This is a genomic window from Fictibacillus norfolkensis (genome assembly GCF_014836645.1).
GTDB lineage: Bacteria > Bacillota > Bacilli > Bacillales > Fictibacillaceae > Fictibacillus > Fictibacillus norfolkensis.
In genome coordinates, this window is sequence record NZ_JACSQM010000005.1 from 88,856 (window position 1) to 115,514 (window position 26,659).

A 26,659-nucleotide genomic window follows, 5' to 3' on the forward strand; every position below is an offset into this window, starting at 1 on the left:
AATTCATAGAACGAATTAATTAACAGCAGTACTGCCCATACGGTAAACGTACTCCAACAAGCAATATTAACATTCTTCTGTTTAATATTTTCATTGTGCTTAAAGAACAAAGATATTCTCTCCTTTATTCGTAATTATGACTATTCCACTACACTCATGCTTGAACATCTGTTTAAATATTATAGGTGAAATCACAAAAAAGCACATTTTCTTCTTTGGGAAAATGTACTTTTAATTCTGGACGACGATGTTAGCCTTGCAAAGCTACAAACCTCTATTACATCTATTTCTATACAGCATAAAGCTTCCTTTTTTTAATATATTATTCGAATAGTAACAATGATTAATACGAAAAGAAGCCATAATGGTAGTGATAATAATATACCCCATAATAAAATCTTTGCTACTTTCTTTTTCCGTGTCATAATAATCCCTCAATCATCTTAGGTTTAAAGCTTATATATTTTATACGGCGATTGGAATAGAAGGTTTCGTTTTTAAGATTCCCTAAACTTGTTACGTAATTTAAAAATAAGGTTGCTGTTTAAAATAAAAAAACACCCAAGCCATCCCGGCTCAGGTGCTCCCAAATCACACTACATCCTTCATACCCTCAGAATACTCGTCACCATCAGAATCTCTTTCACTCACATCATACTTCTCTGGTGCACGCGCCACTTTAATCAGCGCCACTACGATAAACAAACACAGCAACAACGCTGGTACGCCACCAAGATTTGATAGCATCTTAATCCCATCGATCTTCGCGAAAGAGATCATGATCCAGGAGATTGTTCCTACTGCTACTCCCCATATAACTTTGATTCTGAAGTCTGGCTCTGGGCTTTCTGGTGTGATGCCTGTCGCACTGATTCCGCCCATAGCTGAGATGTTGGAATCGGCTGCGGTTACGAATGAGATGAATACGATAAATAAGTAAAACGGAATAAGAAGAAAGGACAACGGCAGATCAGATAGTACGGAATAAAGAACGGATTCTGGTCCGCTGTTTGTTAAAATATCGCCTAGTTTGCCTTCTGTCATCTGCTGATGGATAGAAGTTCCACCGAAAATTGTCATCCAGATCGCACCGAACACGGATGGCAGACCGAAGTTTACTAGAATAAATGCACGAACTGTATATCCATACGAGATCCGACCTAAGAATAGTGCTGTAATCGCTGCCCAAGCAAACCAGTTCGCCCAGTAGAATACTGTCCACCATTGTGGCCATTGATCGCCAGCTGCAGCTCCGGTAAACAGACTCTTTTCAAAGAAATTAGATAAAAAATTTCCGAACGACTCTGTTCCCAAATTCACGATAAATGCGGTTGGTCCTGCAATAAATAAGAAAAGAATAACGACTACATACACTTTCATATTAATGTCAGAAAGGATACGAATGCCTTTCATCAAACCACTTGAAGCTGATATTACGAACGTAATCATAACAACCGCCGCGATTACCGCCCACATCGTTGGATTGCTCGGCAAATCCGTTAGATAGTTCACTCCCCCGGCGAGGTTCAAAATCGTCGTCCCCATCGCTGCTGCCATACCTAGAGCGAGCGTGTACAAACAAAGAGCGTCAACCGTTTTTCCCCAGCCTCCTGATACACGATCACCTAAAAGTGGAGCGAGCGTTGAGCTTAGAGAGAACGGCTTACGCATGTTGTAGTAAGCAAATGCAAACATAAGTGCCGGAACACAATAGATCGCGTAAGGCGTTACCGTCCAGTGAAGGTACATCGTGGACATAGAAAAAACTGCGGCTTCCGCGCTATTTGCCTTAATTCCAAGTGATTCTGGTGGTGCTGTTAGATGATAGATCGGCTCGATAAAGCCCCAGAACGTTACACCAGCTGCGATCGTTGTACACAACGTGATCGCGATCCAGTTACGAAGCTTTAACAATGGTTCAGCCTTACTTCCACCGATTTTCACTTTACCGAGTGGTGAAAAGTAAACACCTACTACGGTTACGAGCATCAGCATTCCGCCTAAACTGAACAGCCAGCCGAGGTTTGCTAGAAGCCAGTTGTTTGCATCAGTTGCCGTCTTAATAAACCACTCTCTATTTGTAAAACTCAGAAATGCCGCTACCACTAAAAGTAAAAACGGTGGCCAAAACACACTGTGACGAATATTCTTCATCCCTTTCATCCCCCTTATCCTTAAACAAACGTTTAAAATCAGAAAGCGATTACAAAAAATCTTATGCTTCTAAAGGTTGAAGTTCTAGGATGTTATTCGCAAATCTTTGGAGATCGTCTATACTTGCTTCTCGACAGTTATTGTTTAACATCGGTGCATTTTCTCCCGATTGCATCGTCTCCACAAGCTGTCTGATGTTCACTTTCGTTAATCCATCATCATACAACGAAAGCTTCAAACCACTCACTTCAACGAGACGACTATATTCTTCCGCTCCAGCTAGTGCCAGTTCTTTTTCAGTTAAGCCAGCTCCATCAACGCCCATCGCTTTAGCGATCTTCGCATGAATTCCTACCTCTTTCTCCGCGTTCCATGCATACGCGACATTCAACGCGATCGCAACAGCTCGTCCATGATGGATGCGTCCAACCGTTCCTAGAGCGTGACCAATGCAATGAGCGATGCCTGTTCCGCCTTGCTCGATGGCCATCCCCGCTAGAGTTGCGGCCAATGCTAGATTTCCACGCGCTTCTAAATCGTCAGGCGTCTCTAATGCTTTTTCAAAGTTCTCTGCGATTAACTGAACACTCTGCAGACTCAACGCTTCAATGAACGGGTTCGATCGTTTTCCCGTACATGCTTCTATCGCATGAACGAGTGCGTCAAGAGTTGTAGCGGCTGTTAAGAATCCAGGAAGTGCTTTCGTGAATTCCGGTTCTAAAATAGCGAGTTCAGGAGCCATGTTTTCATCCCATCCCCATACTTTTCGTTTTTCTGGCGTGGAGAACACGACTGTACTCGTCACTTCTGCCCCTGTGCCTGATGTGGTCGGCAGCATGATCGTTTTGATTACTTTAAAAGGAAACGGATTTGCCATCAAGGCGTAATGCATCGCAGACTGTTCGCCACCTGCAACTAGAGCTGCCATCTTTGCTACGTCCATCGCAGACCCGCCGCCAAGACCGATCACACATGTGGCACCGAAGCTCCGGATCACCTCAGATGCTTCATCAATAGAATCCGCACTCGGATCACTTTGCACGTTGCTGAACAGACGTGTTTCCACACCGCCTTCTTCAAGCGCTTTTAAAACCAGATCCGCGAGTCCAACGCCAACTACGCCTGGGTCCGTTACAACAACTGCTTTAGATTCACCGCTTAGACTTTTAACATCATTTCCAATCTGAAGATAGCGACCGATGCCATACGCGACACGGGTCTTAGGTGCAAACTCAAATAGTGTACTCATCTAACTTCCTCCTTTATTTCACTTTTACAGAGACAGCTTTGTCACTTCGATCTGTACTTCAACTTTATCTGCCGTTTCAATTGGCGCTGCCGGGGAAAACTCAATCACCGATCGCCCCACATTGATACAGTTACAATCATGAAACGAGTCAAACGCTTTGTTGATATCATCAAGAGAGATACGATCAAGAACCAGCTCATCTAGTTTGAACTTGCCATCTAAATAGAGCTGCGCAATCGTGGGAAAATCACGATAAGGCTGTGTGTCACCGTAGAAGCTTCCCTTTAGAATTTTACCAACACGATGAAAGCCTCCTGCTGGAAGATTGAGGGCTGCGGCAGGATTGAAGGCGCCAACTACAACGACCGTTCCACCTTTTCGCGTTCCATTCCACGCACTTTCTGTCGCACGCGTGTTGCCAGAACAGTCGATCGCAAAATGCACACCAAATCCGCCCGTTAAGTTCCTCAGAGCTTCAGCTGCATCCCCTTCGGTCACGTTCACTGTATGCGTCGCACCAAATTGCTTTGCGATGTCAAGGTTGGCTGGCTTTACGTCACAGGCAATAATCTTGGAAGCACCTGCAATCTTAGCGCCTTGAATAGCGTTGACCCCAACGCCACCGATTCCGAAAACAGCGACTGTCGAGCCAGGTGTTACTTTTGCTGCATTAACCGCTGCTCCGTAACCTGTCGCCACACCACAGCCTATTAAAGAAGCTTGTGCCAGTGGCATCTCATTCGGCAATTTTACACAAGACAACTCAGGCACTACCGCATACTCAGCGAAAGTAGACAAAAGAGAATTGTGATAGATCTTCTCACCGTTATGACTTAAGCGAGACGTTCCATCGAGTAATGTGCCATCAAACATCGGCCCAAAAGCGGATTCACATAAATGGACAGCTCCTGTTACACAAAACTCACACGTTCCACAATATGGCACCCAGCTGAGCGCCACCTTATCACCTGGCTTCACTTTATAGACGTTTGGCCCAACTGACACAACCGTTCCCGCTCCTTCGTGACCTAAAATGGTCGGAATTGGTGTCGTTGCATCATTCACTGCATTTAAATCGCTATGGCAAACACCCGTTGCCTCGATTTTGACAAGCACTTCATTGGCTTTTGGTTCCGCTAGGTCCACCTCTTGAATACTAAGAGGCATTCCAACACCTGTCATAACAGCCGCCTTCATTTTCATCGCTCGTTCCCTCATCTTCTCTATGAATTTTTTAAAAGGCCATCCAGATTGCTTTTGTTTTTGTATACGATTGTAGTGAATGTACGGCATATTCCTTGCCCCATCCGCTCTGCTTCCAACCGCCGAACGGACTTGCGAAGTCATAGCATCCGTACTTGTTGATAAAGACCATACCTGCTTCTAGTCGTCGTGCTACTCGGTTTGCCCGAGATACATCACGCGTCCAAAGACCTGCTGCCAATCCGTAGATCGTATCGTTCGCGATCGACACCGCTTCTTCTTCTGTATCAAAAGGAATGATACAAAGAACGGGACCAAAGATTTCTTCTTGCGCGATCTTCATCTTGTTGTGGACATCCGCAAAAATTGTCGGACGAACAAAATAGCCGTTAGCGTTCTCATCCTCAACATCTCGCTCTCCACCAGCAACAAGACGCGCACCTTCTTCTTTTCCACTTTCAATATAAGAAAGAATAGACTCCATATGTTCCTTCGTTACTTGTGCACCTTGATGTGTATCGGGGTGAAATGGATCGCCGCACGTGTAGCTGTTTGCGTACTCCGCGATTTTTTCCACCACTTTCTCATAAATGTCACGTTCGACTAACAAACGAGTCGGAGCCGAACACTTTTCTCCTTTATGTGTGAAGAGTCCATAAAACGAGCGTTCGATCGCTGCATCCAAGTCCGGTGCATCGCTGAAAAGGATGTTCGGTGACTTTCCACCGAGTTCAAGTGTGACTGGCTTTAAGTTAGAGTCTGCAGAATCATGAACAAGCTGCTTTCCGACACCTGTACTTCCAGTGAAAGACACTTTATCCACGTCCATGTGACGGCTCAGATGAGATCCGATCGACCCTTTTCCTAAAATCAAGTTCAGCACACCAGGAGGCAAGATGTTTGCTTCATCAATAATTTCAAACAGACGAATCGCAGAGTACGATGTTGTGCTCGATGGTTTTAGAATGACCGTGTTCCCCATCGCAAGAGCTGGCGCCAGTTTCCAAGCTGCCATACAGATTGGAAAGTTGAACGGTACGATTTGAGCACAAACACCGATCGGATCACGCGTTGTGTAGCTTAAGAAGTCACCATCAACAGGATTGTTCTCACCGTAATACTTATCCGTCCAGCCTGCATAATACTCGAAGATATCGGACGCTTCCTGCACATCATCTTGGTATGATTCGGTGTAGAGCTTACCGTTATCCAGCGTTTCAAGTGTCGCGAGTTCAGCTTGATGTTCAGCGATCAACGCACTGATCTGACGTAAAATCTTAGCACGCTCTTTTCGGGAAACCGTTCGCCATGGCCCTTGGTCAAACGCATAACGCGCTCCTTCAACAGCTTGATCAATGTCTTCTTTTGTTGCACTCTGAAACGTGCCGTTTACTTTTCCGTTCGCAGGATTTGTAGAAGTGATAAGTTCTCCGCTCGCGGCATCCACCCACTGGCCTTTAATGTAAAGTTTCTTCGTTTCTTGTAACCAGCTTTCTGCCCACTCTAACTTTGGCTGATGAATTCCTTTAAAACGTACTTCTTCATTTACTTGTGTCATTACTCTCGCCTCCATCACTCATTAAATGTTTCACGCCTTCTCTGCCGTGTTCCTTTAGTAATGTGGAAACAGCAGCGTAGCCGTGTTGTTCTTTCAAATCTACGATGACAGGGATGAACGTGTTGGAGAGCGCTTCACATCTCTCACGGTTCGCGTCCAACCTCGCTATGCAATTGTTATGAAATGTAGTTATCGCGCTTTTCAACATTGATAACGCTTCCAAAATGTTGATGCCCGCAGTTCCTTCAAACACATTAAGGTTCAGCTCCCCATGCTCCAGTGTGGCTTGAACAGCTCGGTCACTTCCCAACACTTGAAAACAGCATTGAATCAACGTTTCCGGTACGACAGGATTCACTTTTCCAGGAAAAAAAGAGGAACCGGCTTGCACCGCTGGCAGCTTAAGCTCACCGAATCCAGCTTCAGGTCCTGAAGATAATAACCTTAAGTCTTTTGCCATCTTGATCAAACATGTTGCTAGCAATCTAAGTTCACTCGAAACTGCGGCTAAATCATCCATATTCTGCGCTGCATCGTACAAGTTCTCTCGCAACCCTAAAGGCATTTCTATCACTTCACACAGCTTATCTAAAACGACAGCACGGTACTCGGGAGATGCCCCGAGTCCTGACCCAATGACCGTTCCACCTAGATTAATAAAATAAAGTTGGTCGATCCTTTTTTCTAAAGAAGTTAGTCTTCTACTCAACATAGAAACATAGCCGCTAAAAAAGTCACTGAGTTTTGCCCTCATTCCATCTTGAAGACAAGTACGTGCAATCGTCGTTACATCTCTGAAACTTTTAACCTTATTTTCTAGTTCTTCAATTAGTTGCGTTACCACTCGATGAAGATCCTGAAAGTCATGAATGATCGCAATTCGAATGGCCGTATGACAAACATCCGATGTGGATTGTGATAGATTCACAGAATCAATCGGGTGAACAGGGTGATAACTGCCCCGACTCTCCCCCAGTTTTTCGTTTGCTAGATTCGCGATCACTTCATTGACGTTCATGTTCGTTCCGATGCCACCACCGCCGTGAAGAACATCGATTAAAAAGTGTTCAAGATGACTACCCGCTAAAATATCCTCACAAGCAGCTGTAATAGCATCCACAATTTCTGAAGCAAGCAACCCTGCCTCACTATTCGCTAACGCTGCTGCCTTCTTCAATCCAATGAGTGCTTTTACATAAGCAGGATATTGGTGTAGTGGCCGGTTCGAGAATGATAGATTCTGAATCGTCCTCACTGTTTGAATTCCGTATAAAGCATCCTTCGGTAGTTCAATTGAGCCAAACGCGTCTTCCTCGATCCTCATCTCTCTCAAGATGACACCTTCTTTACTTAATACTTCATATAAACGGTTTTGATCTGGAGGAACTCCTCAAATCCGTGCTTGCCGTCATCTCCACCGATTCCAGACTGCTTCCATCCGCCGTGATAGCCTTGATACGCTTCACCTTGCTGGCGGTTCACGTATACTTCTCCGCAATCAAGTCGTGACGTCAGCTCCATCACATGTTTGTAATTGTTCGTATAGATGTTAGATGTTAATCCATACTGTGAGTCGTTCGCCATATCGATTACCTCATCAAGCGAATCAAACGTAACAATCGGAAGAACAGGCCCAAACACTTCCTCATGTACGATGTTCATTCCTTGATGACAAAGATCTAACAGTGTTGGCGGGTAAAAGCTATCACCGAGTTCCTCTGAAATCTTGCCGCCACACAGTATCTTAGCGCCTTCCGCGACAGCACCTTCAACGAGACTATGAACGCGCTTCGCATCATTCTTACTAATAAGCGGACCCATCTCGATATCTGGTGTTTCCAGTCCGTCTCCCACTTTCACTTCTTGGAATTTTTCTAAAAGCATCTCCGTAAACTTCTTCTTCACACTTGAATGCACATACACGCGTTCCGTGTTGTTGCACACCTGTCCGCTGTTTGCGAGTCGTCCGCCTTTGATCGCACTCGCTGCAAGCTCAAGATCGGCGTCTTCCATCACGATCGCTGGTGCTTTTCCGCCAAGTTCAAGTGATGAACGAATCATATTCGCCGCACACTTTTCTCCGATATGTCGGCCCACCTTCGTGCTTCCCGTGAACGTCACCATGTTCACTTTTGCTGAAGAGGTAAGTGCTTCACCGACTACATCATCAAGTCCGGTCACAACGTTCACAACACCTTTTGGAAACCCAGCTTCATGAAACAGTTCAGCTAGCTTTAGTGCGGAAACAGGTGACTTAATACTCGGCTTGATTACGACCGTGTTTCCTGCGATTAATGCTGGCACTACTTTTCGCATCAACACGTAGATCGGGAAGTTCCAAGGAATGATGGTTACTACGACACCAAGTGGTTCTTTATACGTAAGAATCTTTTCGTTCGTACTATCGCTATCAACCACTGAGCCTTCAATCCTTCTCGCCCATTGTGCTTGGTACTCACCAAGATCCGCTCCGTAAAAGACTTCTGATTTTGCTGCATCAAACGGTTTACCCGTTTCTTGTGTGATCGCTCTTCCTATTTCCGCTAAGTTCTCTTCTTTTCTCATGAGCGTCAGCAGGTTACTCACATACTCTGCCCGCTTATAAGAAGGCGTCACTTTCCATTCCTTAAAAGCTATGTGTGCGCTCTCAATCGCTTCTTCTGTATCTTCTTTAGTTAGAGCAGGAACTTTTGCGACAAGTTCTCCTGTTGCCGGATAGTTCACTTCTAAAAAGTCTGAGCTCTCAACAAACTCACCTTTTATATACGCTTTATATGTTTGCACTTTGCGCTCACCTCTTTTTTTCTTAGGTCGTCTGATACGTCTTGTTGCTTTCTCCAACGTAAAAATGATTGATTTCGTATTTCTTTAACGCCTCTTCATCTAATACGATGCCAAGTCCTGGCATCTCAGGAGCTACGAGATATCCTTCTGAATCGATCATCAATTTTTCTTTTTGCACATAATCTCGTCGTTCGTTGCTCCAGGCTGGCGGATCATATGGGAACTCTAAATATGGACAGTTCGAAACGCCAACGGCTAGATGGAGATTTGCGAGTAATCCGATTCCGTTCGTCCACGTATGAGGGCTGAACCATGCTCCGCTTCCTTGCACAAGGTCCGCGATCTTCTTCACTTTCGTAATTCCACCAGCTAATGCCACGTCTGGCTGATACACATCGAGTGACTGAACTTTATCCATCTCTCTAAAGTCATACCAGTTACGGTTCATCTCACCACCAGCTATTCGGATATCAACCTTATCACGAAGCTTCGCCATCAATCCAAACTGATGAGACGGAAGCGGCTCTTCTAACCAGAAAACGTTCAGTTTCTCTAGTTCTTGCGCCACTTGAAGTGCCATTTTTAGATCCCATGTTCGCTCCACATCCCATGGCATCTTCCAGCCTTGGTTGGCATCCACCATAATTTCAAGCTTATCACCGACTGCTTTTCGGACGGCTTCCACTACCTTTATATCATCTTTCACGTCTTTATGGTGAAAACGAATCTTCATCGCTTTAAAGCCTTGATCCACAAATCGCAGTGCTCGCTCTGCTCGTTCTTCCGGCGTAACGATTTCTCCCGTTGAAGCGTAAGCGAGAAGCTTATTCGTCTTACCACCTAAAAGCTTATAAACCGGCTGTCCCGTTGCTTTCCCCATCAGATCCCATATGGCAAGATCTAGCGGCCAGCAGCGGCCATAATGGAAATCAATGTTTTCGATCACTTGAGCGTGACGTTCGATCGCAAAAGGATCTTGACCGATAAATAGATGTTCATGACCTTCTAACCCCATCATCAAGTCGCCTGAACCAACACCGGTAATGCCTTCATCCGTGTGTACATAAACAATCGTTGTAGCAAATTTCTTTCGTGGTTCTGGATCCCATGCTGCTTTAAATGGAGGATTTAGTGGTAATAAATATTGTTTAATCTCAATCCCTGTAATCTTCATAAATTCTTCAGCCCTTCTCTGTATAGTTTCGTATGTCGAATAAAAATTAACCGCTTACATTTATCTATTTTCTAAACATTCAAATTAATTTGTTTTTATAATACAAGAAACACTCCACTTTTTACATGCACTGATTTATCATGTATATATACTTTATTTCAGGTGAGAGGGTGGACATGATGGCAGAGTTATGGCACATACATGATATAGAAATACAGCAGCATTCCTACTGGGACCATATCGAAGAGTTCATCCTGTCTGAAGATACCTACCCTCATTACAGTGTTTTCTGCATCATGGATGGGACATTCGACTATAAGGTGTTAGGAGAGAGTGGACAAGCAGAGTTTGGCGATATCATTCTTTGTCCACCGAATATTCCGTTGAAACGTAAGGCTTTCACACCGTTACAGTTTCACTTTTTTCAGTTTTCATTTAAAGGGTTGGATGAAGAGCATATGCCTGTGGGATTGTTGAAGTTGAAGGATGAAGTACGCTTGTCTACCACGTATGAACGGTTGATAAATATAGCGTTTGATGAGAGTGTTCAAAGCAACAAGTGGAAAGCTCACCTGCTTAGTGACCTTTTTCAAACTTACAGTATGGAAAATCATCTGGGGACATTGGAGGATGAACCTAAAATACATGACCACATCATTCATAAAGCTTTAGATCATATCAACAAACACGCTTTTTCAGATATGACCATCAAGGCTCTATCACAGGAATTGAATTTAAGTCCCGTTCAATTCACGAGAAGATTCAAAGAGAGTTTAGGGGTGTTGCCCGTTGAGTATCTAACCTCCATACGATTAAGAAAAGCACGCACACTTTTGTTGGAAACAGACTATACGATTGAAGATATTGCGGTGAGATGCGGATACAACAATGGATTTTATTTCAGCAGAATATTCTCGAAGAAAATGAAAATGAGCCCTTCACTGTTTCGGAGGACTCATAAGATTTAACGATAATATAATTAAAATGAAATTCAGAGTTTAAAAAACCTCAAAAGCATAAAGCTTTCGAGGTCAACCATACGTCCCGCGTTCTGTTTGCTCATGCATCACGAGCATATTGTTTTTTACTTGTTGGGAGATTTCACTTAAGGCATCAATCGCGAGTCCTTTGTTATGGGTCAGCTGGTAAACAATGTCTTTGAACAACAGATCCATTTCTTCAAGGATGCCAGTTGCCGCCGTATTATATAAGTAAATATTGAAATAGTTGGTTTCACTGAACAGAGCAGATTTCAGGTATGGCTTGAACTTTTGGATAAGTACAGGAAAGTATACAATAAGATTGTCAAGTCCACGGCGAAGACCTTCTACAGTATCAGCAAGTTCATCGAGTGGCTCGAGCGCGTCATTTACCATCGCACGAAGCTTATCGTCGAAGTCCGTTAACATACCAGCCAATTTAACAGGTAAGCTTCCGTTTAAAATGACATACACCGCACCTTTTATCGCAGAGGATATGCCTTCTAGTATTCCTTCTAACGTGGAGGTGATTAATTCAAGTCCAACAAGTAGTGGTAATGCAACTTTATGAGCAAAATTTCCAAAAGCTGCGATAGCGAGCTCTAGTTGAATATCGAGAATTTTCATCCCCATTTTTAAGTATGGTGAGTCTAGCATTTTGAAATCCTCGGCTGAACCAAAGTTTGGTATGATAATCGACTGAGGGACACCTGTTGAAATGCCGCTTGCGAGCAGCTTGTCTCTCTCTGTAAAATTGTCAGCCGTTGCCGTAACATCTGTGCTGTAAGAATCCATGTGCTTTTTTACCGTTATATTGTTCTTGCTTAGAATCTTATAATGAGCCATAAACTCACCAACAACAGCATCTGTAAAATGGTCCGTTCCACCTTCAAAAAGTTCAGGGATTTTTTGCGATACCATTCTAGGAAGTACATCGGTTAAATCTTCAACGTTTGAGCGCAGACTGTAGAGAAAGTTTCTAGCGTCTCCAAAGAGTGATTCTACATTTATATTTTTGTTCATAAGAAATTCCACGAGCTCGGCAGGCGGAGAGTTCAAAAAGTAATTTAACGATTGAACTTTGGATTCCGCGCTATCTAATAAAGTAATGAGATGGTAGATCTCTGTTTTGATAACGTTACCCGTTGTGGTGATTCCTGCGAATAGAGGATTCTCAGCCGCCTCCTCAAACATATCGCGGAAAGTCTGCTGCAGCGTATGAAGTCGCTCGTAATAACGGCTTCCTTCGTGATCCACGATTTCAGCAGAGTTCTGTAAATACGAATGAACGTATCCCATGCGAGTGCCGACATAACCTTCTAAAGACTTTGAAAGCATGTGCATGTTCTCTGTATTCATGTCGATACGCTCAGAACTGCCTGTGTGAAGGGAATGTCCCGTCCAGATGCTTGATACCACGCTTGAGTCCGCTTCATCGAAATGAATCTTCCCAAAGCCAGGCTCACCAGGTTCACCGATCACATAAACCAGCTTACCCGTTTCATCCTTACCGATATATCCGGTATGGTTGTTAGCAAAATGCATCATATTCGGAATGCCATGATTGATCTCAATCTGTTTTCCAGGGATACGATGACCGAGCATTAACCCGGTCTCTAAACTTGTTAACACGTCATATCGGCCAAAATAGTTCGTGATGTTATCATACTCTTTTCCGTAATCCACAACACCTTCTGGCAGCATGGCGGGGTTGAGTGTCACGGTTTTGACATCAGGATTCGCTACCCCTACAGCATTTGCGTTACCCCCGCCAAGTGAGTTACCGCACACATAGGAGATGTTGCCATACTTCTTTTCCATATCATCAAAATAATCACGAGCTGCCTCGACTTGTGCTGGAACCATATCACTCAACAGCTGAAGGTCAGTGAGTAAATCTTTCTTATCCCCCGTGTCGGTACCCGTATAAGCGACGATCACTTCTTTCGTATCGTTTGACGCAAGAGTAATCGCATTTAAACCGTTTACCTCTGATTCTTTCACATCTAAGACGCGGTACGAATTTCCGTTGACTTCAACAACTTGGTTCACTTCGTATTCTTGGTAGGCATGAAATCCAGATATTTCAACTAAGTCTTGATCGGTAACTGTTTTCGTTTGGGTCTTAATCATATTAACCTCCTATCGCTAAGGCTTTTTAATTTCATTCGGATAATTAAGTTCTAGTTTGTTTTCCTTTGTATTGTTAGCACTGCCTTTATTAATGGTGTTGTCGTTTAGAAACACGCTATACGAACCAGGTGATAGATTCTCCATTTTTTCAAGATCAGCTACCATCTGATCAAAAATTTTCTGATCAGGCTTTGCACCTTTTTCTTTCATATATAACTGAATCGTGATTAAAAAATCTTCTGGACTGGCTTGAAGATTTTTCTCTTCCGCCTGCCACTCTTCCTTCGTTTTTTGAGGATTGTTTATATACGCTTCATATAAACCATCTAGACTTTTCCCTGCTATGGAGATGTAATAATACGGTGTCGTAAACCCTGTTGAAGACGTTTTTTGTATCGCTTCTTCTTGTTTTCCTACTACCGGATGTTCTTTTACAACACCTTCAAGATAAGTATCAAGTGTTTTTAACTGCTCCTCATAGATCATGGCATACAAGCCGCTCTTGATCGATAATTCGACTTGTCCTTCTTCCGTCCAAATGCCTTCTGGCCGTACTTTACCTTTGTTATCGATTGGAATCACAGCGAACGTGTGAAAACGTGGTTCGTCGATCGATTCTACAAACACACTCGCTCCGTCTTTGTTGCCCACAATGTTATGTACTTTTACATTTGTTTTGTATGTATCTAAGAAGAATTTTTCTGTTGAAGAAACGACCTTTTCACGACTAGCCTCAGCGATTTTGTCGTTTTCTTTTCCGTTTGGCAAGTCATATCCTTCGCCAGTATACCCCTGAACACTCACAAGTGGATTGTCTTCCTTTTTCACCGTTTCTGTTGCCCCTTTCATACAACCTCCAAGTAGCATGATGCCAATAAGAGAAGCTGTAATCATTCCCGTCTTTTTTGTGTGTAACATATGTATGAACCTCCCTGGTTGGTGAGAAATGTGATATCAAGTATACGTCCTATATTATTGTAAAGTTACACATTATTACCTGCCACCTAATATATACCCATAAAAAGTAAAAAAACAACATCAAATGGCTGATGTTGCTGTGAGGTTTTTACTATTTATCTAAATAATATTGTACTTATTTATACACTTCCATCTTTCCGTTAATTTTTAATTATATAATTAGGATTTCCACGCTTAAGAGTATTGTCTTTTTGGCTGTGCGCATTTTCTTTTTGTATGTAATTATCATTAAGTATAACTGTGTATTGACCAGGCGGAAGACCATCCATTTTTTCTATATCCGCTTCAAGCTTATCGAAAATCTTTTGATCAGGTTCTTTGTTTTCTTCTTTCATAAATAATTCAATTACAATATTGTAATTTTCCGGATCAAAGATTAAAGACTGAGATTTTTGTTGATACACTTCCTTTTTTGTTTCAGGGTTACTTAAATATTGATCTAAGTATGGATTAAGGCTGTCTCCATAAGTAATAATGTAATAATAAGGTGTTGTATAACCTGTTGAAGCAGTATTCTTATATGCTTCTTCTCTAAGTCCAACAACAGGATGTTTCTTAACAAATTCATTTAAATAATTATTGAGATTATTTATTTTCTTCTCATGAATTAAAGCATAAATACCACTTTCAATATCGCCTTCCACTTCACGTTCTTGGGTCCAAATACCATCTGGTCGTACGTTTTCTTGGGTATCGATTGGGATAACAACGAATGTCTGAAAATGTGGCTCTCCAATGGATTCCACATATACAGTAGCACCGTCTTTATTCCCCACAATGTTGTTAACCTTCACTTTTGTTTTATATTTTTTGAGGAAAAACTCTTCCGTTCCTGAAATCACTTTCTCTCTGCTAGCTTCAGCAATTTTGTCGTTTTTATCACCGTTCGGCAATCTGAACTCATTACCCTTGTAATCCTGCACACGAACATAAGGACTTTTTTCTTTTTCCACTTTTTCTGTTGCTCCTTTCAAACAGCCCCCAAGCAGCATGATGCCAATAAGAGAAGCTGTAATCATTCCCATCTTTTTTGTGTGTAACATATGTGTGAACCTCCCTGCTTGGTGAGAAATATGATATCAAATATACGTCCTATATTATTGTACAGTTACACATTATTACCTGCCGCTTAATATATACCCATAAAAAGTAAAAAACAACATCAAATGGCTGATGTTGTACAAGGATCCCCTATGCTCCCTTTTACTACAAGTCTTTTACTAGATACTTACTCTGCTAGTTTAGAACACATACTCTTTGCAGCATTTGGATTGTCGCACTCTATGATATTATTCATTGAATCAAGAGTGAGATAAAGAAACTCTTCCTCGTAATAGATTTGAAGGTAATACCCCTCTTCTCTTTTGGGCAGCCATTCTACAAATTCTAGTACTTTTTTAGATGAAGGCTGAGTATCTTCTTTTTTCATAATTGCAAGGCTTAGCGTATAACCATTTTCAAATGAACGAACAGGATCAAAGAGAAACTCTGGCTTCTCTTTCTTTATTTCTTTGTATAATTGATATAATTCTTTATCTTGTTCAAAACTATGGTGAACTTGTTTTTGAATTGTAGTTATTATAAAAACGGAAGGCAGCGTAACTACTGCTATTGAAACACCCATTATGATGGATTTAATCCATGTCTCTGTTTTTAAACATTTCAGCCCAACTATAATAATAATTACTGCTCCTATAAGGATTGCTGTGTATAAGTTCCATAAATAACCAAAACTAAGATCACTGCTACGATTAAATTTTGATTCTAGCCAAATACCATTGCTTATAAATACAACCAATACAGCTAAACTATATAAGACTTCCTTTGTCTTATTGTTCTTAAGCAATAAATAAAAAATGGCATAGAACAATGCCACGATATTTCCTAAGAGAGGAAAAATCGAGTGAGTTATTGAACCTCCCAAAGCGTGCAGCACAATGAACAAAATATAATATAGATATTTATGGTCAATCTTAATTAATTTTAATAGCCACTCAATAAAAATGGAAATTATACTCCCATAGACAAGCGTAATGATAAATCCTACTATCCCAAGCCAAAATGCTATAGCTATAATTTCTCCAACATTACCATCTTTCAGAATGCTAGAGATTAAATAAACTAAGAAAACACCCATAGATGCCATAGCTGATATGATTCTCGTAACTATCCCGCTCAAAATTCTCACCTTCCAGCTTTTTCTCCTTCCATTTTAATCCTATCGTATAATCACAGTAAATAATGAGTTAAATTATCCTCAATTTAATAAAAAAAGCCTATCTCATCCTGAGAAGGCTTCAATATCTATTCTTTTCTTACCGTCATCTTGAACTGAACACTTACAGGAGTCAGATAGATTATAATTATTTGAAAGATATTTAAAATGAACCGCGAGAATCGTCCCGTGCTTCACTTCCTATCATAACCGACCAAACTGCGCCAATAGTTCGTCTGCTGTTTTTCCTTTTAATATCTCATTTCTTGCCGCCTCTTCAACCGCTGCCTGGTTTTTTGCTTTTATATAAACTTCTTCTAGATCGTCATGCGGAACGACAGTTACTCCAATTTCATCCCCTACAATTAGATCTCCAGGTTTTACAACTACTCCGCCACAAACGATTGTTGTGTTAAATTCAAACGGTTCTGTTCTTTGGGAGCCTGGGGAGTGTGTTGAACGGGGACTAACAGATTTAGAAATAACTGGAACGTCCAGCAATCGAGCTTCGTCTGTATCACGCACGGATCCATCTACGATGATGCCTGCTACACCTGCAGCTTTACAAAGTCCGCACATTAATCCGCCGAGCACCGAGGTCTCCGTCTCTCCGAATGCATCTACCACTAACACATCACCTTCTTGAATATGGTTGAATACCTCTAGGTAATCAATCAAGTCACCCGGCGTTAATTTCACTGTGAAAGCGGGACCAATAATTTTTTTATTTACAGATCTTGGTTTCATATCGCTTCGCATGATCTGATTACGTTCCTGTGCATCCCCTACCACACAAGAAAGGCTTAATACTCGTTCCATGTCCTTAAACTTGTTAATAAGGACTTGGTTCACTTCTGGTCTTGGATGAATAACTTTTTTCATTACCAGCACTCCTTTTCCTTTTCCGTAAATGATTGAACAGACGCCCGCTTCGAGTGAAAAAAGCCGCAAATTCCAGCATAAGCTCCTTTTGATCGCGACCCATTTTCAGGTATATATGGTTTAGGCTTTTTATCTTAACCAATGTTCTTTGGATTATGAAACACGACACTACGCACTCCAAACTCCTTGTTCTTTCGCTTTCCAGCACTCACTCATAAACGCTTGAGCTCGTTCTTTCAAACTTGCTAAACTCTCTTGATCTATTTTTTGGGATGCGCCAACGAGTGAACTCCCTGCACCAATGGCTACAGCACCAGCTTGTAAGAAATCAAATGCATTCTCAACGTTTATTCCGCCAGTCGGGATTAGTGGTATGTAAGGAAGCGGACCATTCATGTCTTTTAAAAAGCCAGGTCCTAGAGCGGTAGCTGGGAATACCTTCACAAAATCAGCACCGTTTTCATATGCCGTCAAAATTTCTGTTGGAGTATAAGCCCCTGGAATACTAACAGCACCTAACTGTTTAGTCATTTCAATCGTCTGAAGATTTAGCGATGGAGAAATAATGAAGCTCGCCCCTGCTGAAATAGCTGCCCGTGCAGAATCCTCATTCAAAACGGTCCCCGCTCCAATACAAATCTCTTTGTCGAACTCATTTTCAAGGAGGGCAATCGACTTCATTGAATCTGGATGGTTTAGCGTTACTTCGACTGCTTTTATTCCACCTTCATACAACGCTTGCACGATAGGCACTACTCGATCACTATCTATTCCTCGCAAGATAGCAATCACGCCGCATCTACGTAAAACATCTACCGTCTCCATATATCTTTCCTCCTATCTTAAAACATCTTCCTGTTGTGACAGCAGTGAGAGTAAGCTTTGCTGATCAGGGAGTCCTTCTACATCCCCATTTGCCATCGTAACAGCAGCACCAACCACACATCCTTTGTATACAGCATCATAGATTGACTTTTGTTCAAGTAAACCAGAGAGAAATCCGGCAGCGAAACCATCTCCTGCTCCAACAGGGTCTACTACTTGCTTAACGTCATACGCTGGAACATATCCTTTATTTTCATCTGATAAATAATAAGCCCCCTCTTCTCCTAACTTTAATACCACAAGGGAAGAACCATTCTTTAAAAATCGTTTGGCCATTACTTCTTTTTCACATTCACCAAACAAGAATTCGCCTTCACTTACCCCAGGCAGCACGATGTCCGCATAGGATGAGAGTTCGACCAGTAATCGTTTCGCTTCGTTTTCATCTTTCCAGAGCTTTCTTCTTAAGTTGGGATCGAATACAATCTTGACACCATTTTTCTTTGCGATCCTTATCGCTTCCCAAACGGTATCTCGACATGACTCGCTGAGTGCAGGTGTTATCCCTGTAAGATGGAGATATTTAGCACTTGCGATGTATTCTTCGTTCAAGTCTTGAACAGACATTCTACTAGCCGCAGAGTTTTGACGGTAATAATAGACTCGTATTTCTTCTGGCCGAAGCAATTCTTTGAAATAAATACCGGTCGGTGCCGAATCATCCTGAATGACTTGGCTAACATCCACTCCCTCTCCGCGGAGAAAGGAAATGATCTCTGTTCCAAATTCATCCTCACCTACTCGGCTACCCCAGCCAACCTTGTGTCCTAACCGTGAAAGACCGATCGCCACATTTGACTCAGCTCCTGCGATTCCCTTCTGAAAGGTATGAGCATGCCTTAAATAGCCTGTCCTTATCGGTGAGAATACCATCATGGACTCCCCAATCGTTACAACGTCCATATCAATCCTCCATTTTAGTATGTTGTAGAAAATCTTGTAGAATATCATGTTTTACTTCATCGATATGCGCTCCCATAATTTGAATTGCTTCCTCTACCCTTCCATCATGCATAGCTTTTATGAGTTTTCGGTGCATCTCGTTTGCTTGTAATGGCCTGTCCACATTAATCGTCATAATGACTCCGAACCACTTTATCTGAACTTCCAGTGAGTTCATGATCGTGAGAAGACGACTGTTGTCAGCATTCACGATCAACAGCTTGTGCAGATTCCGATCAGATTGAAAAAAAGTTTCCACGTTTCCTCTGTTAAGTTCTGCCTCGACTTCGTCTGTCTCATCTAGTAAACTCTTATACGTTTCCTTTGAAAGATGTTGAGCAGATAATTTAACAGCCAGGCATTCTAATGGTTTACGCACATCATAAATTTCCTCAATATCCTTTGGGCGAGGAACGCTTACGAAAGTTCCAGAACGCGGTTTCACTTCAATCAACTTATCATGCTGAAGTCGATTAATGGCATCACGTAGCGGTGTCCTGCTTACACCGAGTTCTGAGATCAGTTCTTCGTAATCAATCCTCGATCCTGGCTTTAATTCGTTATTTATAATTTTATCTCGTACGTACATATACACTCTTTCATGTAAGTTCAAATTATCAAAGAAAGGCTTGTTTTCCATGTTACATCCCTCAATATCTATGATTTACTCCTATTCTACTATCCAGCATACTTTTTTCCAAAGTTTGGACTATAATCTAACACTTTCATCCTTTGAATCTTTATTTGTCTGCCAGATTTTCTTAATAATAGGTGTCAGCAAGGTCAGCAAAGATAATAGTAGAAGAACGAGTGTGATTGGACGGGTATAAAAAATATCATAGTTTCCGTTTGAAAGTGTCAGTGCTCTCCTAAACTGGCTTTCTACCATGGGACCAAGGATAATAGCCAGTACAACCGGTGACGCCGGGAAGTCAAACTTCTGCATAAAGTAGCCAATGATACCCGCTACAAGCATAATTAATACATCAAAAAGATTATTGTTGATTGCATATGATCCAACAACACATAGCATGAGAATAACCGGTGTTAAGATAGCTTTTGGAATCTCGACCACTTTGGCAAAGTAACGGGCTGCAAATAAACCAATAATAAGCATCGCAACATAACAGATTATCATTCCGCTGAACAAGGTATACACAAGATCGCCATTATCTTTAAATAACATTGGGCCGGGCTGTAGACCTTGAACCATAAGAGCTCCCAGCATGACTGCCGTAACAGAATCCCCAGGTATACCTAATGTTAATAATGGAACGAGCGCTCCCCCGGTACATGCATTTGCACCTGATTCACATGCAGCGACTGCCTCCAGACTGCCTTCTCCGTACTCTTCTTTATTCTTACTAAAACGTTTCGCTTCATTGTAAGAAACGAAAGCAGCAATATCAGCTCCTGCACCTGGTATAATACCGATAAACGTTCCGAGTCCTGTCGAACGCAATATAGAAGGCCAAATTTTCTTTACATCTGCTTTTGAAATCATGAAACGCTGAATCTTTGTTTTCACTTTTTCAGTAATATTCATTTCTTCTAACGACTTAAAAGCTTCTGACGCTGCAAACAGTCCGATCATCACTGGTATGAATGGAATGCCGTTCATAATATCTGTAATTCCGCCTGTAAATCGAGGGAATCCCTGAATCGGATCAAGTCCAACTGTTGCAACTAGAAGCCCTGCCGTGCCGGCTATTAACCCTTTGATTAAAGAAGTACCAGAAATACTTGCAATGATACTTATCCCGAACAGGGCAAGAGCGAAGGATTCAGGTGCACTGAACTTCAAAGCAAAGTTTGCTAGAATTGGTGCAAGAAACATAAGGATGAGTATACTGATCGTTCCGCCTGTGAATGAAGATATTGTTGCGACAGTAAGTGCTTTGCCCGCCATCCCCTTTTTCGTTAAAGCATAACCATCAATCGCAGTGGCTGCTGCTGCGGGTGTGCCTGGCGTTCTTAACAATATGGCCGTGATCGAACCTCCGTAGATTCCACCAAAATAAACCCCTGATAATAAAAGCAATCCTGCTACCGGTTCCATTCCAAAAGTGATAGGAAGCAACAAAGCAACCCCCATTGTGGCTGTCAATCCCGGCAGAGCACCTACCACAATTCCTACTACAACTCCAAGAACCGCAAGCAGGAGTACTGTTGGCTGTGTGAAAATATTTACAATTCCTTGTGAGAATAGATCAAGCATCATCCCCACCTCCATTCTGCTGCATTATGAAAAGAAGACTCCACTTGGGAGGGGTACCTGTAATAACATAGCGAAGCATGCGTAAATGATTCCCGTAATCAACAATGACCAGAAAACAACTTGTACGATTCTTCTGTAATTAAATATCCACATCATAGCCGCAAGGAAAATAGGTGTAGCAGCAACGTATCCAAGATAAATCAGCAAGATAAAGTAAATAAACGTAAGTGCCATCCCAAAGACGACTTTTTTCCATTCTGATTTCCCTGCTGTACGAGTTTCCACCGATTTATTTTTGATTGAAGTAAGAATTAACAGTAACGATAAAAAGATTAATAATGAGGATAGAATGACCGGAAAGAAACTTGCTCCTACATCAGCCCCTTGAGCTCCAGGAAAGCTTCTGCTCGTATGAATGATTATCGCCCCTATTACGATAAGAGCGAGAGAAATCGAAATGTCTATTTGTTTAGCCAATAATTTTTTCACCTCGATTAGAAACCAGGTCACATAGTTGAACTCCCATGTGACCCGATTACCTTTACTGTTTTAAGTTCAGCTTATCGATTAATTCTTTAAATCGCTTTGAATCTTTCGTAATAGTATCAGCAAATCCTGTATCATCCTTATATTCAATACCAAGGTTCAGTTTATCGAGAACATCTTTGAAAGATTGTTCTTCAACCGTTTTACGAGAAGCCTCTTTCAGGACATCAACTACATCCTGTGGCGTATCTTTTGGGACGGCAATCCCTCTCCAAGTTCCGATCGAGAGGTCAATATCGTTTTCTTTTAACGTCGGAACATCTTTAAATGCCTCAAGGCGCTCATCCGACATCACCCCAAGCATTCGAAGTTTCCCAGCTGCTACTTGTGAGCTGACCTCTGCCGGACTTACTGTAACCGCTTCTAAATGGCCACCCAATAAAGATGTTACTGCTGGTGCTGCCCCTTCAAAAGGGATATGGCTGAACTTCACTCCAGTCTCCTCACCTAATGCGGCTGCGGAAAGGTGCCAGATCGAACCACTTCCTGCATTACCAATACGAACCTTCTCGGGATTTTCTTTTGCGTATTTTAGAAATTCATCGAGTGTTTTCCAAGGAGAGTCTGCGGCAACGGTAACAGCTGATGGATCAGCATTCAATTGTGCAACGGGCTTTAAGTCATCCGATTGAAAGGAAGCTAGTCCTAGATTCGGCAGAATAGCTAGTTCAACCGTTACGAGCGAAGCTTTATAGCCATCAGGTTTTGCATTAGCACCTTCAGCTAGACCAATCGCGCCTCCTCCTCCCGTTTTATTCACTACACCGATCGGTTTTGGCAAGTGTTTCTTTGCCGCATCTGCAAAGGCTCTTGCTACGGCATCCGTACCACCACCAGCTGAAAAAGGAACGATTAGTTCAATCTGTTTCTTAGGAAAATCTGATGCACCCTTAGACCCAGAACTTGCAGAATCTGTTCCTGCGCTGCAACCGATTAAACCTACTGCCAATACAGATGCCAATAATCCTCCAACCCATTTTTTCTTCACAAGAATCCTCCTTTGATTGATTTATTCAACACTTTAAAACCTTAAGTTTTCAACGGGAATATTGTGTTCTTCACAATAGTTGTAGTAAAGGTTCATCTTACTGAATACATCATCTTGGTGAACGACCTGATCCTTATCATCCAAATATTGAATAATTCCTTCGAGTATGAAAAGAGTGATCATCTCTTCCTCACCGTCGACCACAAGAGTGTGTATGTCCCCTGGTGGCTCATAGACAAATGTGCCTGGTTTTGCAACCCAGTCACGCTCCAAATAACGCCATGTTCCTTGGATTGTATAAGCCATTACTTTTCCGCCTGAGTGACGGTGTCTGTTCACTGCACCGCCTGGCTTCACTTTAAGAAGATTGATCCAGCTTCCCGTCGTTAGATCAAATCGAACGGGTTTAAACCATACACGATCTGATTGCGGAATCCACGGAATACTCTCGATATCTATGGCCTGATCATCCAACTGGAATTGCTCGGTAAACTTATTTAAATCTGTAATCATTGTATTTCCTCCTTAGGTTTGTTGTTTTCCTTACACGAATTCACGCTGTGTAACAGGCGGGTAGAGGCAAGGATCCCCAGCGAGAAGACCTCCATCAACAGGCAGTACGGCTCCTGTTACAAAACTCGATCTCGGCGAAACCAAGAAATGTACAACTTCGGCTACCTCTTCTGGCTTGCCAAATCTTCTCTGTGGTGTGCGGGATAAAATCCTCTCTCTAAAGGTCGGATCTTGAGTCGCTCCAGAAGCTAATGGCGTTTCTATGTATCCCGGACTTACAGCATTCACGCGAATGTTGTGTTTAGCCCACTCGACCGCCAGGCATTTGGTTACTTGTACGATACCGCCTTTTGATGCAGCATATGATAAAAGATTGGTACTTCCATAGTGAGCCAGCATTGAAGCAAAGTTTACAATGGCACCGCTTTCATTTTCTGCCATGTAAGGCTGAACGGCCTGAGACATATAAACGCTTCCTTGAAGGTTGATTCGCAATATCGAATCCAACTCATCTGCCGAAACCGATACAGCAGGTGAACGGCGGATGATTCCAGCACAGTTCACAAGTACACGAACGTTTCCTCTTGTTTCTGAGATTAGATGTACGACTTTTTTTGTATCTTCTTGACTCGTTACATCTCCTTTAAAGAAAGCAACATTCTTTCCTTCTTTCACTAATGACCGAGTGACTTCTTCGCCTTTTTCTTCTGAAATATCAACAATGGCAACAGCCATCCCATGTTGAGCAAGTTCTCTAACAACTGCTAAACCCAATCCTGATGCACCTCCGGTAACAATTGCCGCAACGGATCTTTCCATTCGTCCACCTCACATTTAATTAATTGATATCTGATATATCAGATATCAGTGTTAACCTAATTTTACCTAGTTTCACTGCAAAGTCAACTATTTTTTAGATTTTTCTGAATACAAAAAACATTTCGGTCTATTTTAATAGTACACCTGATGATTAAACGAAAAAACTCTGCCGAGCATCTCGCTCAGCAGAGTTTTAGATTTCCCTGTTTTCTTATATAGCGTTTAACTATTGAGTACAAAGGCTATCTAAGAAATTCACATAGTAATCTTACCAAGTGGCTAATACTTCAGCCTACTCAGTGGGTTATCATTACTTCTTCACCATATAATATTTTCGCTTACTTTGACTATCCGGTATAAAGTTTCGCTGCAACATCCCTTCCTCGATTTTAATGGTAAGACAATGCTCTTTCTAGAATAAGAGGGGTGAAATCTTGGATTTTATGAATACCAAGCTGACGATATCAGCTTAATATTAATATTGGTTAAAAATTCCACAAGAACAGTCCTTGGGTGAATTGGTAATACTACTGGCTTATCCATATTTTCAAATGCTGAAAAAATCTTAATTAGCTTATTACTATCGTCTGTATTTTTTGCTCGGTGGATAGTTGCAATGTTTTCTTCTCTTAATTCATTTAACCAAATACCATCCGAATAACGTCTTTGTGAAATCTCAATATTTCTTAAGACCACATCATACATTATGTCTCCCGTATTAGACACCCCTTCTATGATCCCTTCCTTTTTAAGGTTATTTACAGCTTTTTGGGTTGGACATAGTAATAAATCAGAAATATGATTCGTTAATACTCGGTTTTGCTCCTCGGGCATTAATTTATTGTAACTTCTTAGTCAAGTTTCAATATGAAAGACTGGAACATGCAATTTACTTGCTGCTAATGCACCAGCTAAAGTAGAATTCGTATCACCATATACAAGCATCCCATCAGGCTTTTCCTTTAATATTATATCTTCAATTTTTTCAAGAATACGTCGTGTTTGAAGACCTTGACTACCAGATCCAACACTTAAATTATAATCAGGTTTGGGTATTCCAAGTTCTTCAAAGAAAACATCAGACATATTTGCTTCATAATGTTGTCCCGTATGAACTAGAATCTCTATATTTGCTTTTCTAAATATTTCAGAAAAATGAGCTGCCTTTATGAATTGTTTTACAACATCCTTACTTTAACTACGAACAATACAATAACAAGTCCCTAAAAACTTGGCTGTTTCCACTTAAATTACAATATTTATTCAAAAAACAAAATATTATTTTGCAGTATATTGGCCTATCACTCCTGAATATAAGTTATCAAGTTGGCTCGTAATAACATCCTCACTAAATCTTTTTACACAATCTTCTCTTATAAGTTCTTCATTATATTTATTCTTATTATTAACTAAAGTCTGCATTGCATTTCCTAAATTTTTTATATCGTCTACAGGTACTAAAAGTCCATTTTTTTCGTTAACTATTATTTCAGGCCCACCACTTGCTGTTGCAATTACAGGCTTCCCACATGCAAGTGCTTCAATATAAACAACACCAAAAGTCTCAAATCTACTTGCTAACACGAAAGCATCACAACTTTGCATTTGGTCTCTAACTTCTTCCCTAGAAAGTTCTCCTAAAAACTGCACTTGGTTAGATATCATTAATTCATCTACTAATTTTTTTATATTAGCTTCCTCTTCTCCTGTACCACCTATAATTAATTCGTATTTTTCACCTTTAAAGGTATTTGCAAAAGCCTTAACTAATATATCCATACCTTTTTTTTGAGTAAGTAACGAAACAGTAAAGAATCGAAAACTCTTGTTATCACTTTTTTTTATTGTAAAATAATCAGTATTAACAATATTAGGAATTAGCGTTACTTTATTTTCATTAACATACTTTGTCATTTCCTCAGCTAACCTTGGTCCAACTGAAATCACCTTACTTGCTTTCCCTAAAGCATAACGAATATCTTCCTCTTCTTCTGGTTCTATTAATCCCCTTATGAAAGCTGTGGAATGCTCTGTTATTACTAAAGGTATATGCTCTTTTGTAATAATCTTGGCAGCAGCCCACCCACCCCATAAACATGAATGAGCATGGACAATGTTAGGAATCCCTTCCTTTTCAACAATGTGATGATATAACTTTTTAAATTTCATAAAATAATTTATCTTATTTGCTTTAGTTAGCCCAGGCATAAGGTTATATCCATGATATCGATAAGTCTTAATCCCGTCCTCAACATTACATTTAATACCAGATTTAAAATCTTTATTATATGATTTCAAACTTCTGGTCTCGGGAAACACAACTGTTACTTTATGTCCAAATTTTTGCAGAGCCTTAGCTTGTTCTTTAAAAAATATCCCTGCAATTGGAGTGAACTCTGTTGGATACCAAGAGGGAACTATTAATACATGCATAGTTT

At 41.4% G+C, this 26,659-nt stretch carries 22 protein-coding genes and 1 pseudogene; 1 reads left to right on the forward strand and 22 read right to left on the reverse strand.

Translation table 11 applies throughout. The features are described from left to right. Nucleotides 1-591: 591 nt before the first annotated feature. The 7 genes from H9648_RS12560 to H9648_RS12590 all read right to left on the reverse strand — a co-directional run bounded on the left by H9648_RS12560 (nucleotide 592) and on the right by H9648_RS12590 (nucleotide 10,122). On the reverse strand, nucleotides 592-2,154 hold the full coding sequence (locus tag H9648_RS12560; protein WP_191754165.1) for a BCCT family transporter: 1,563 nt from the start codon (nucleotides 2,152-2,154) through the stop codon (nucleotides 592-594). A 61-nt stretch (nucleotides 2,155-2,215) separates the two neighbouring features. Then, nucleotides 2,216-3,403 (reverse strand): iron-containing alcohol dehydrogenase, encoded by a 1,188-nt coding sequence (locus H9648_RS12565; protein ID WP_191754166.1) that lies wholly within the window; start codon nucleotides 3,401-3,403, stop codon nucleotides 2,216-2,218. A gap of 24 nt (nucleotides 3,404-3,427) precedes the next feature. Further along, nucleotides 3,428-4,696: a Zn-dependent alcohol dehydrogenase gene (locus H9648_RS12570; protein WP_225218882.1), complete on the reverse strand. Its 1,269-nt coding sequence runs from the start codon at nucleotides 4,694-4,696 to the stop codon at nucleotides 3,428-3,430. Continuing rightward, nucleotides 4,638-6,164: an aldehyde dehydrogenase family protein gene (locus H9648_RS12575; protein ID WP_191754168.1), complete on the reverse strand. Its 1,527-nt coding sequence runs from the start codon at nucleotides 6,162-6,164 to the stop codon at nucleotides 4,638-4,640. The genes H9648_RS12570 and H9648_RS12575 overlap by 59 nt, the downstream gene beginning before the upstream one ends. Further along, on the reverse strand, nucleotides 6,148-7,488 hold the full coding sequence (locus tag H9648_RS12580) for a lyase family protein (RefSeq protein WP_191754352.1): 1,341 nt from the start codon (nucleotides 7,486-7,488) through the stop codon (nucleotides 6,148-6,150). Before H9648_RS12580 ends, H9648_RS12575 begins: the two co-directional genes overlap by 17 nt. Nucleotides 7,489-7,514: 26 nt before the next feature. Further along, nucleotides 7,515-8,948, reverse strand: a complete 1,434-nt coding sequence (gene aldA, locus H9648_RS12585) for an aldehyde dehydrogenase (RefSeq protein ID WP_318243525.1) — start codon at nucleotides 8,946-8,948, stop codon at nucleotides 7,515-7,517. Between the two features lie 22 nt (nucleotides 8,949-8,970). Then, nucleotides 8,971-10,122 (reverse strand): mandelate racemase/muconate lactonizing enzyme family protein, encoded by a 1,152-nt coding sequence (locus H9648_RS12590; RefSeq protein ID WP_191754169.1) that lies wholly within the window; start codon nucleotides 10,120-10,122, stop codon nucleotides 8,971-8,973. A gap of 176 nt (nucleotides 10,123-10,298) precedes the next feature. Here H9648_RS12590 and H9648_RS12595 point away from each other — a divergent pair, with 176 nt between their 5' ends. Further along, nucleotides 10,299-11,090 (forward strand): helix-turn-helix domain-containing protein, encoded by a 792-nt coding sequence (locus tag H9648_RS12595; protein ID WP_225218884.1) that lies wholly within the window; start codon nucleotides 10,299-10,301, stop codon nucleotides 11,088-11,090. A 63-nt stretch (nucleotides 11,091-11,153) separates the two neighbouring features. On the opposite strand, the gene H9648_RS12600 is transcribed toward H9648_RS12595, so the two are convergent. From H9648_RS12600 to H9648_RS12670, 15 genes and pseudogenes are all read right to left on the reverse strand, one after another. Next, on the reverse strand, nucleotides 11,154-13,235 hold the full coding sequence (locus H9648_RS12600) for an SA1320 family protein (RefSeq protein ID WP_191754170.1): 2,082 nt from the start codon (nucleotides 13,233-13,235) through the stop codon (nucleotides 11,154-11,156). 15 nt (nucleotides 13,236-13,250) lie between these two features. Then, entirely contained in the window at nucleotides 13,251-14,153 is a 903-nt protein-coding gene (locus H9648_RS12605) for a DUF1672 family protein (protein WP_191754171.1), read from the reverse strand. A 200-nt stretch (nucleotides 14,154-14,353) separates the two neighbouring features. Continuing rightward, on the reverse strand, nucleotides 14,354-15,256 hold the full coding sequence (locus tag H9648_RS12610; protein WP_191754172.1) for a DUF1672 family protein: 903 nt from the start codon (nucleotides 15,254-15,256) through the stop codon (nucleotides 14,354-14,356). A 185-nt stretch (nucleotides 15,257-15,441) separates the two neighbouring features. Continuing rightward, the gene (locus H9648_RS12615; RefSeq protein ID WP_191754173.1) at nucleotides 15,442-16,392 is read right to left on the reverse strand and encodes a hypothetical protein; all 951 of its coding nucleotides are present in this window, start codon (nucleotides 16,390-16,392) and stop codon (nucleotides 15,442-15,444) included. Nucleotides 16,393-16,632: 240 nt separating this feature from the next. Beyond that, the gene (locus H9648_RS12620) at nucleotides 16,633-17,310 is read right to left on the reverse strand and encodes an RraA family protein (protein WP_191754174.1); all 678 of its coding nucleotides are present in this window, start codon (nucleotides 17,308-17,310) and stop codon (nucleotides 16,633-16,635) included. 168 nt (nucleotides 17,311-17,478) lie between these two features. Further along, nucleotides 17,479-18,135, reverse strand: coding sequence for a bifunctional 4-hydroxy-2-oxoglutarate aldolase/2-dehydro-3-deoxy-phosphogluconate aldolase (locus H9648_RS12625; RefSeq protein WP_191754175.1), 657 nt, complete (start codon nucleotides 18,133-18,135; stop codon nucleotides 17,479-17,481). A gap of 12 nt (nucleotides 18,136-18,147) precedes the next feature. Then, on the reverse strand, nucleotides 18,148-19,098 hold the full coding sequence (locus tag H9648_RS12630; protein WP_191754176.1) for a sugar kinase: 951 nt from the start codon (nucleotides 19,096-19,098) through the stop codon (nucleotides 18,148-18,150). Nucleotide 19,099: 1 nt separating this feature from the next. Beyond that, on the reverse strand, nucleotides 19,100-19,777 hold the full coding sequence (locus H9648_RS12635) for a GntR family transcriptional regulator (protein ID WP_191754177.1): 678 nt from the start codon (nucleotides 19,775-19,777) through the stop codon (nucleotides 19,100-19,102). 69 nt (nucleotides 19,778-19,846) lie between these two features. Next, nucleotides 19,847-21,358, reverse strand: coding sequence for a tripartite tricarboxylate transporter permease (locus tag H9648_RS12640; protein ID WP_225218885.1), 1,512 nt, complete (start codon nucleotides 21,356-21,358; stop codon nucleotides 19,847-19,849). Between the two features lie 21 nt (nucleotides 21,359-21,379). Then, the gene (locus tag H9648_RS12645) at nucleotides 21,380-21,865 is read right to left on the reverse strand and encodes a tripartite tricarboxylate transporter TctB family protein (RefSeq protein WP_191754178.1); all 486 of its coding nucleotides are present in this window, start codon (nucleotides 21,863-21,865) and stop codon (nucleotides 21,380-21,382) included. 31 nt (nucleotides 21,866-21,896) lie between these two features. Next, a complete protein-coding gene (locus tag H9648_RS12650) occupies nucleotides 21,897-22,889 on the reverse strand; it encodes a tripartite tricarboxylate transporter substrate binding protein (protein WP_318243526.1) in 993 nt (330 codons plus the stop codon). Nucleotides 22,890-22,922: 33 nt separating this feature from the next. Further along, nucleotides 22,923-23,402 (reverse strand): 2,4'-dihydroxyacetophenone dioxygenase family protein, encoded by a 480-nt coding sequence (locus tag H9648_RS12655; RefSeq protein WP_191754179.1) that lies wholly within the window; start codon nucleotides 23,400-23,402, stop codon nucleotides 22,923-22,925. 30 nt (nucleotides 23,403-23,432) lie between these two features. Continuing rightward, the gene (locus H9648_RS12660; protein ID WP_191754180.1) at nucleotides 23,433-24,221 is read right to left on the reverse strand and encodes an SDR family NAD(P)-dependent oxidoreductase; all 789 of its coding nucleotides are present in this window, start codon (nucleotides 24,219-24,221) and stop codon (nucleotides 23,433-23,435) included. Nucleotides 24,222-24,662: 441 nt separating this feature from the next. Continuing rightward, nucleotides 24,663-25,391, reverse strand: a pseudogene (locus tag H9648_RS12665) (UDP-N-acetyl glucosamine 2-epimerase). 108 nt (nucleotides 25,392-25,499) lie between these two features. Then, nucleotides 25,500-26,654, reverse strand: a complete 1,155-nt coding sequence (locus tag H9648_RS12670) for a glycosyltransferase (RefSeq protein WP_191754181.1) — start codon at nucleotides 26,652-26,654, stop codon at nucleotides 25,500-25,502. Nucleotides 26,655-26,659 lie beyond the last annotated feature (5 nt).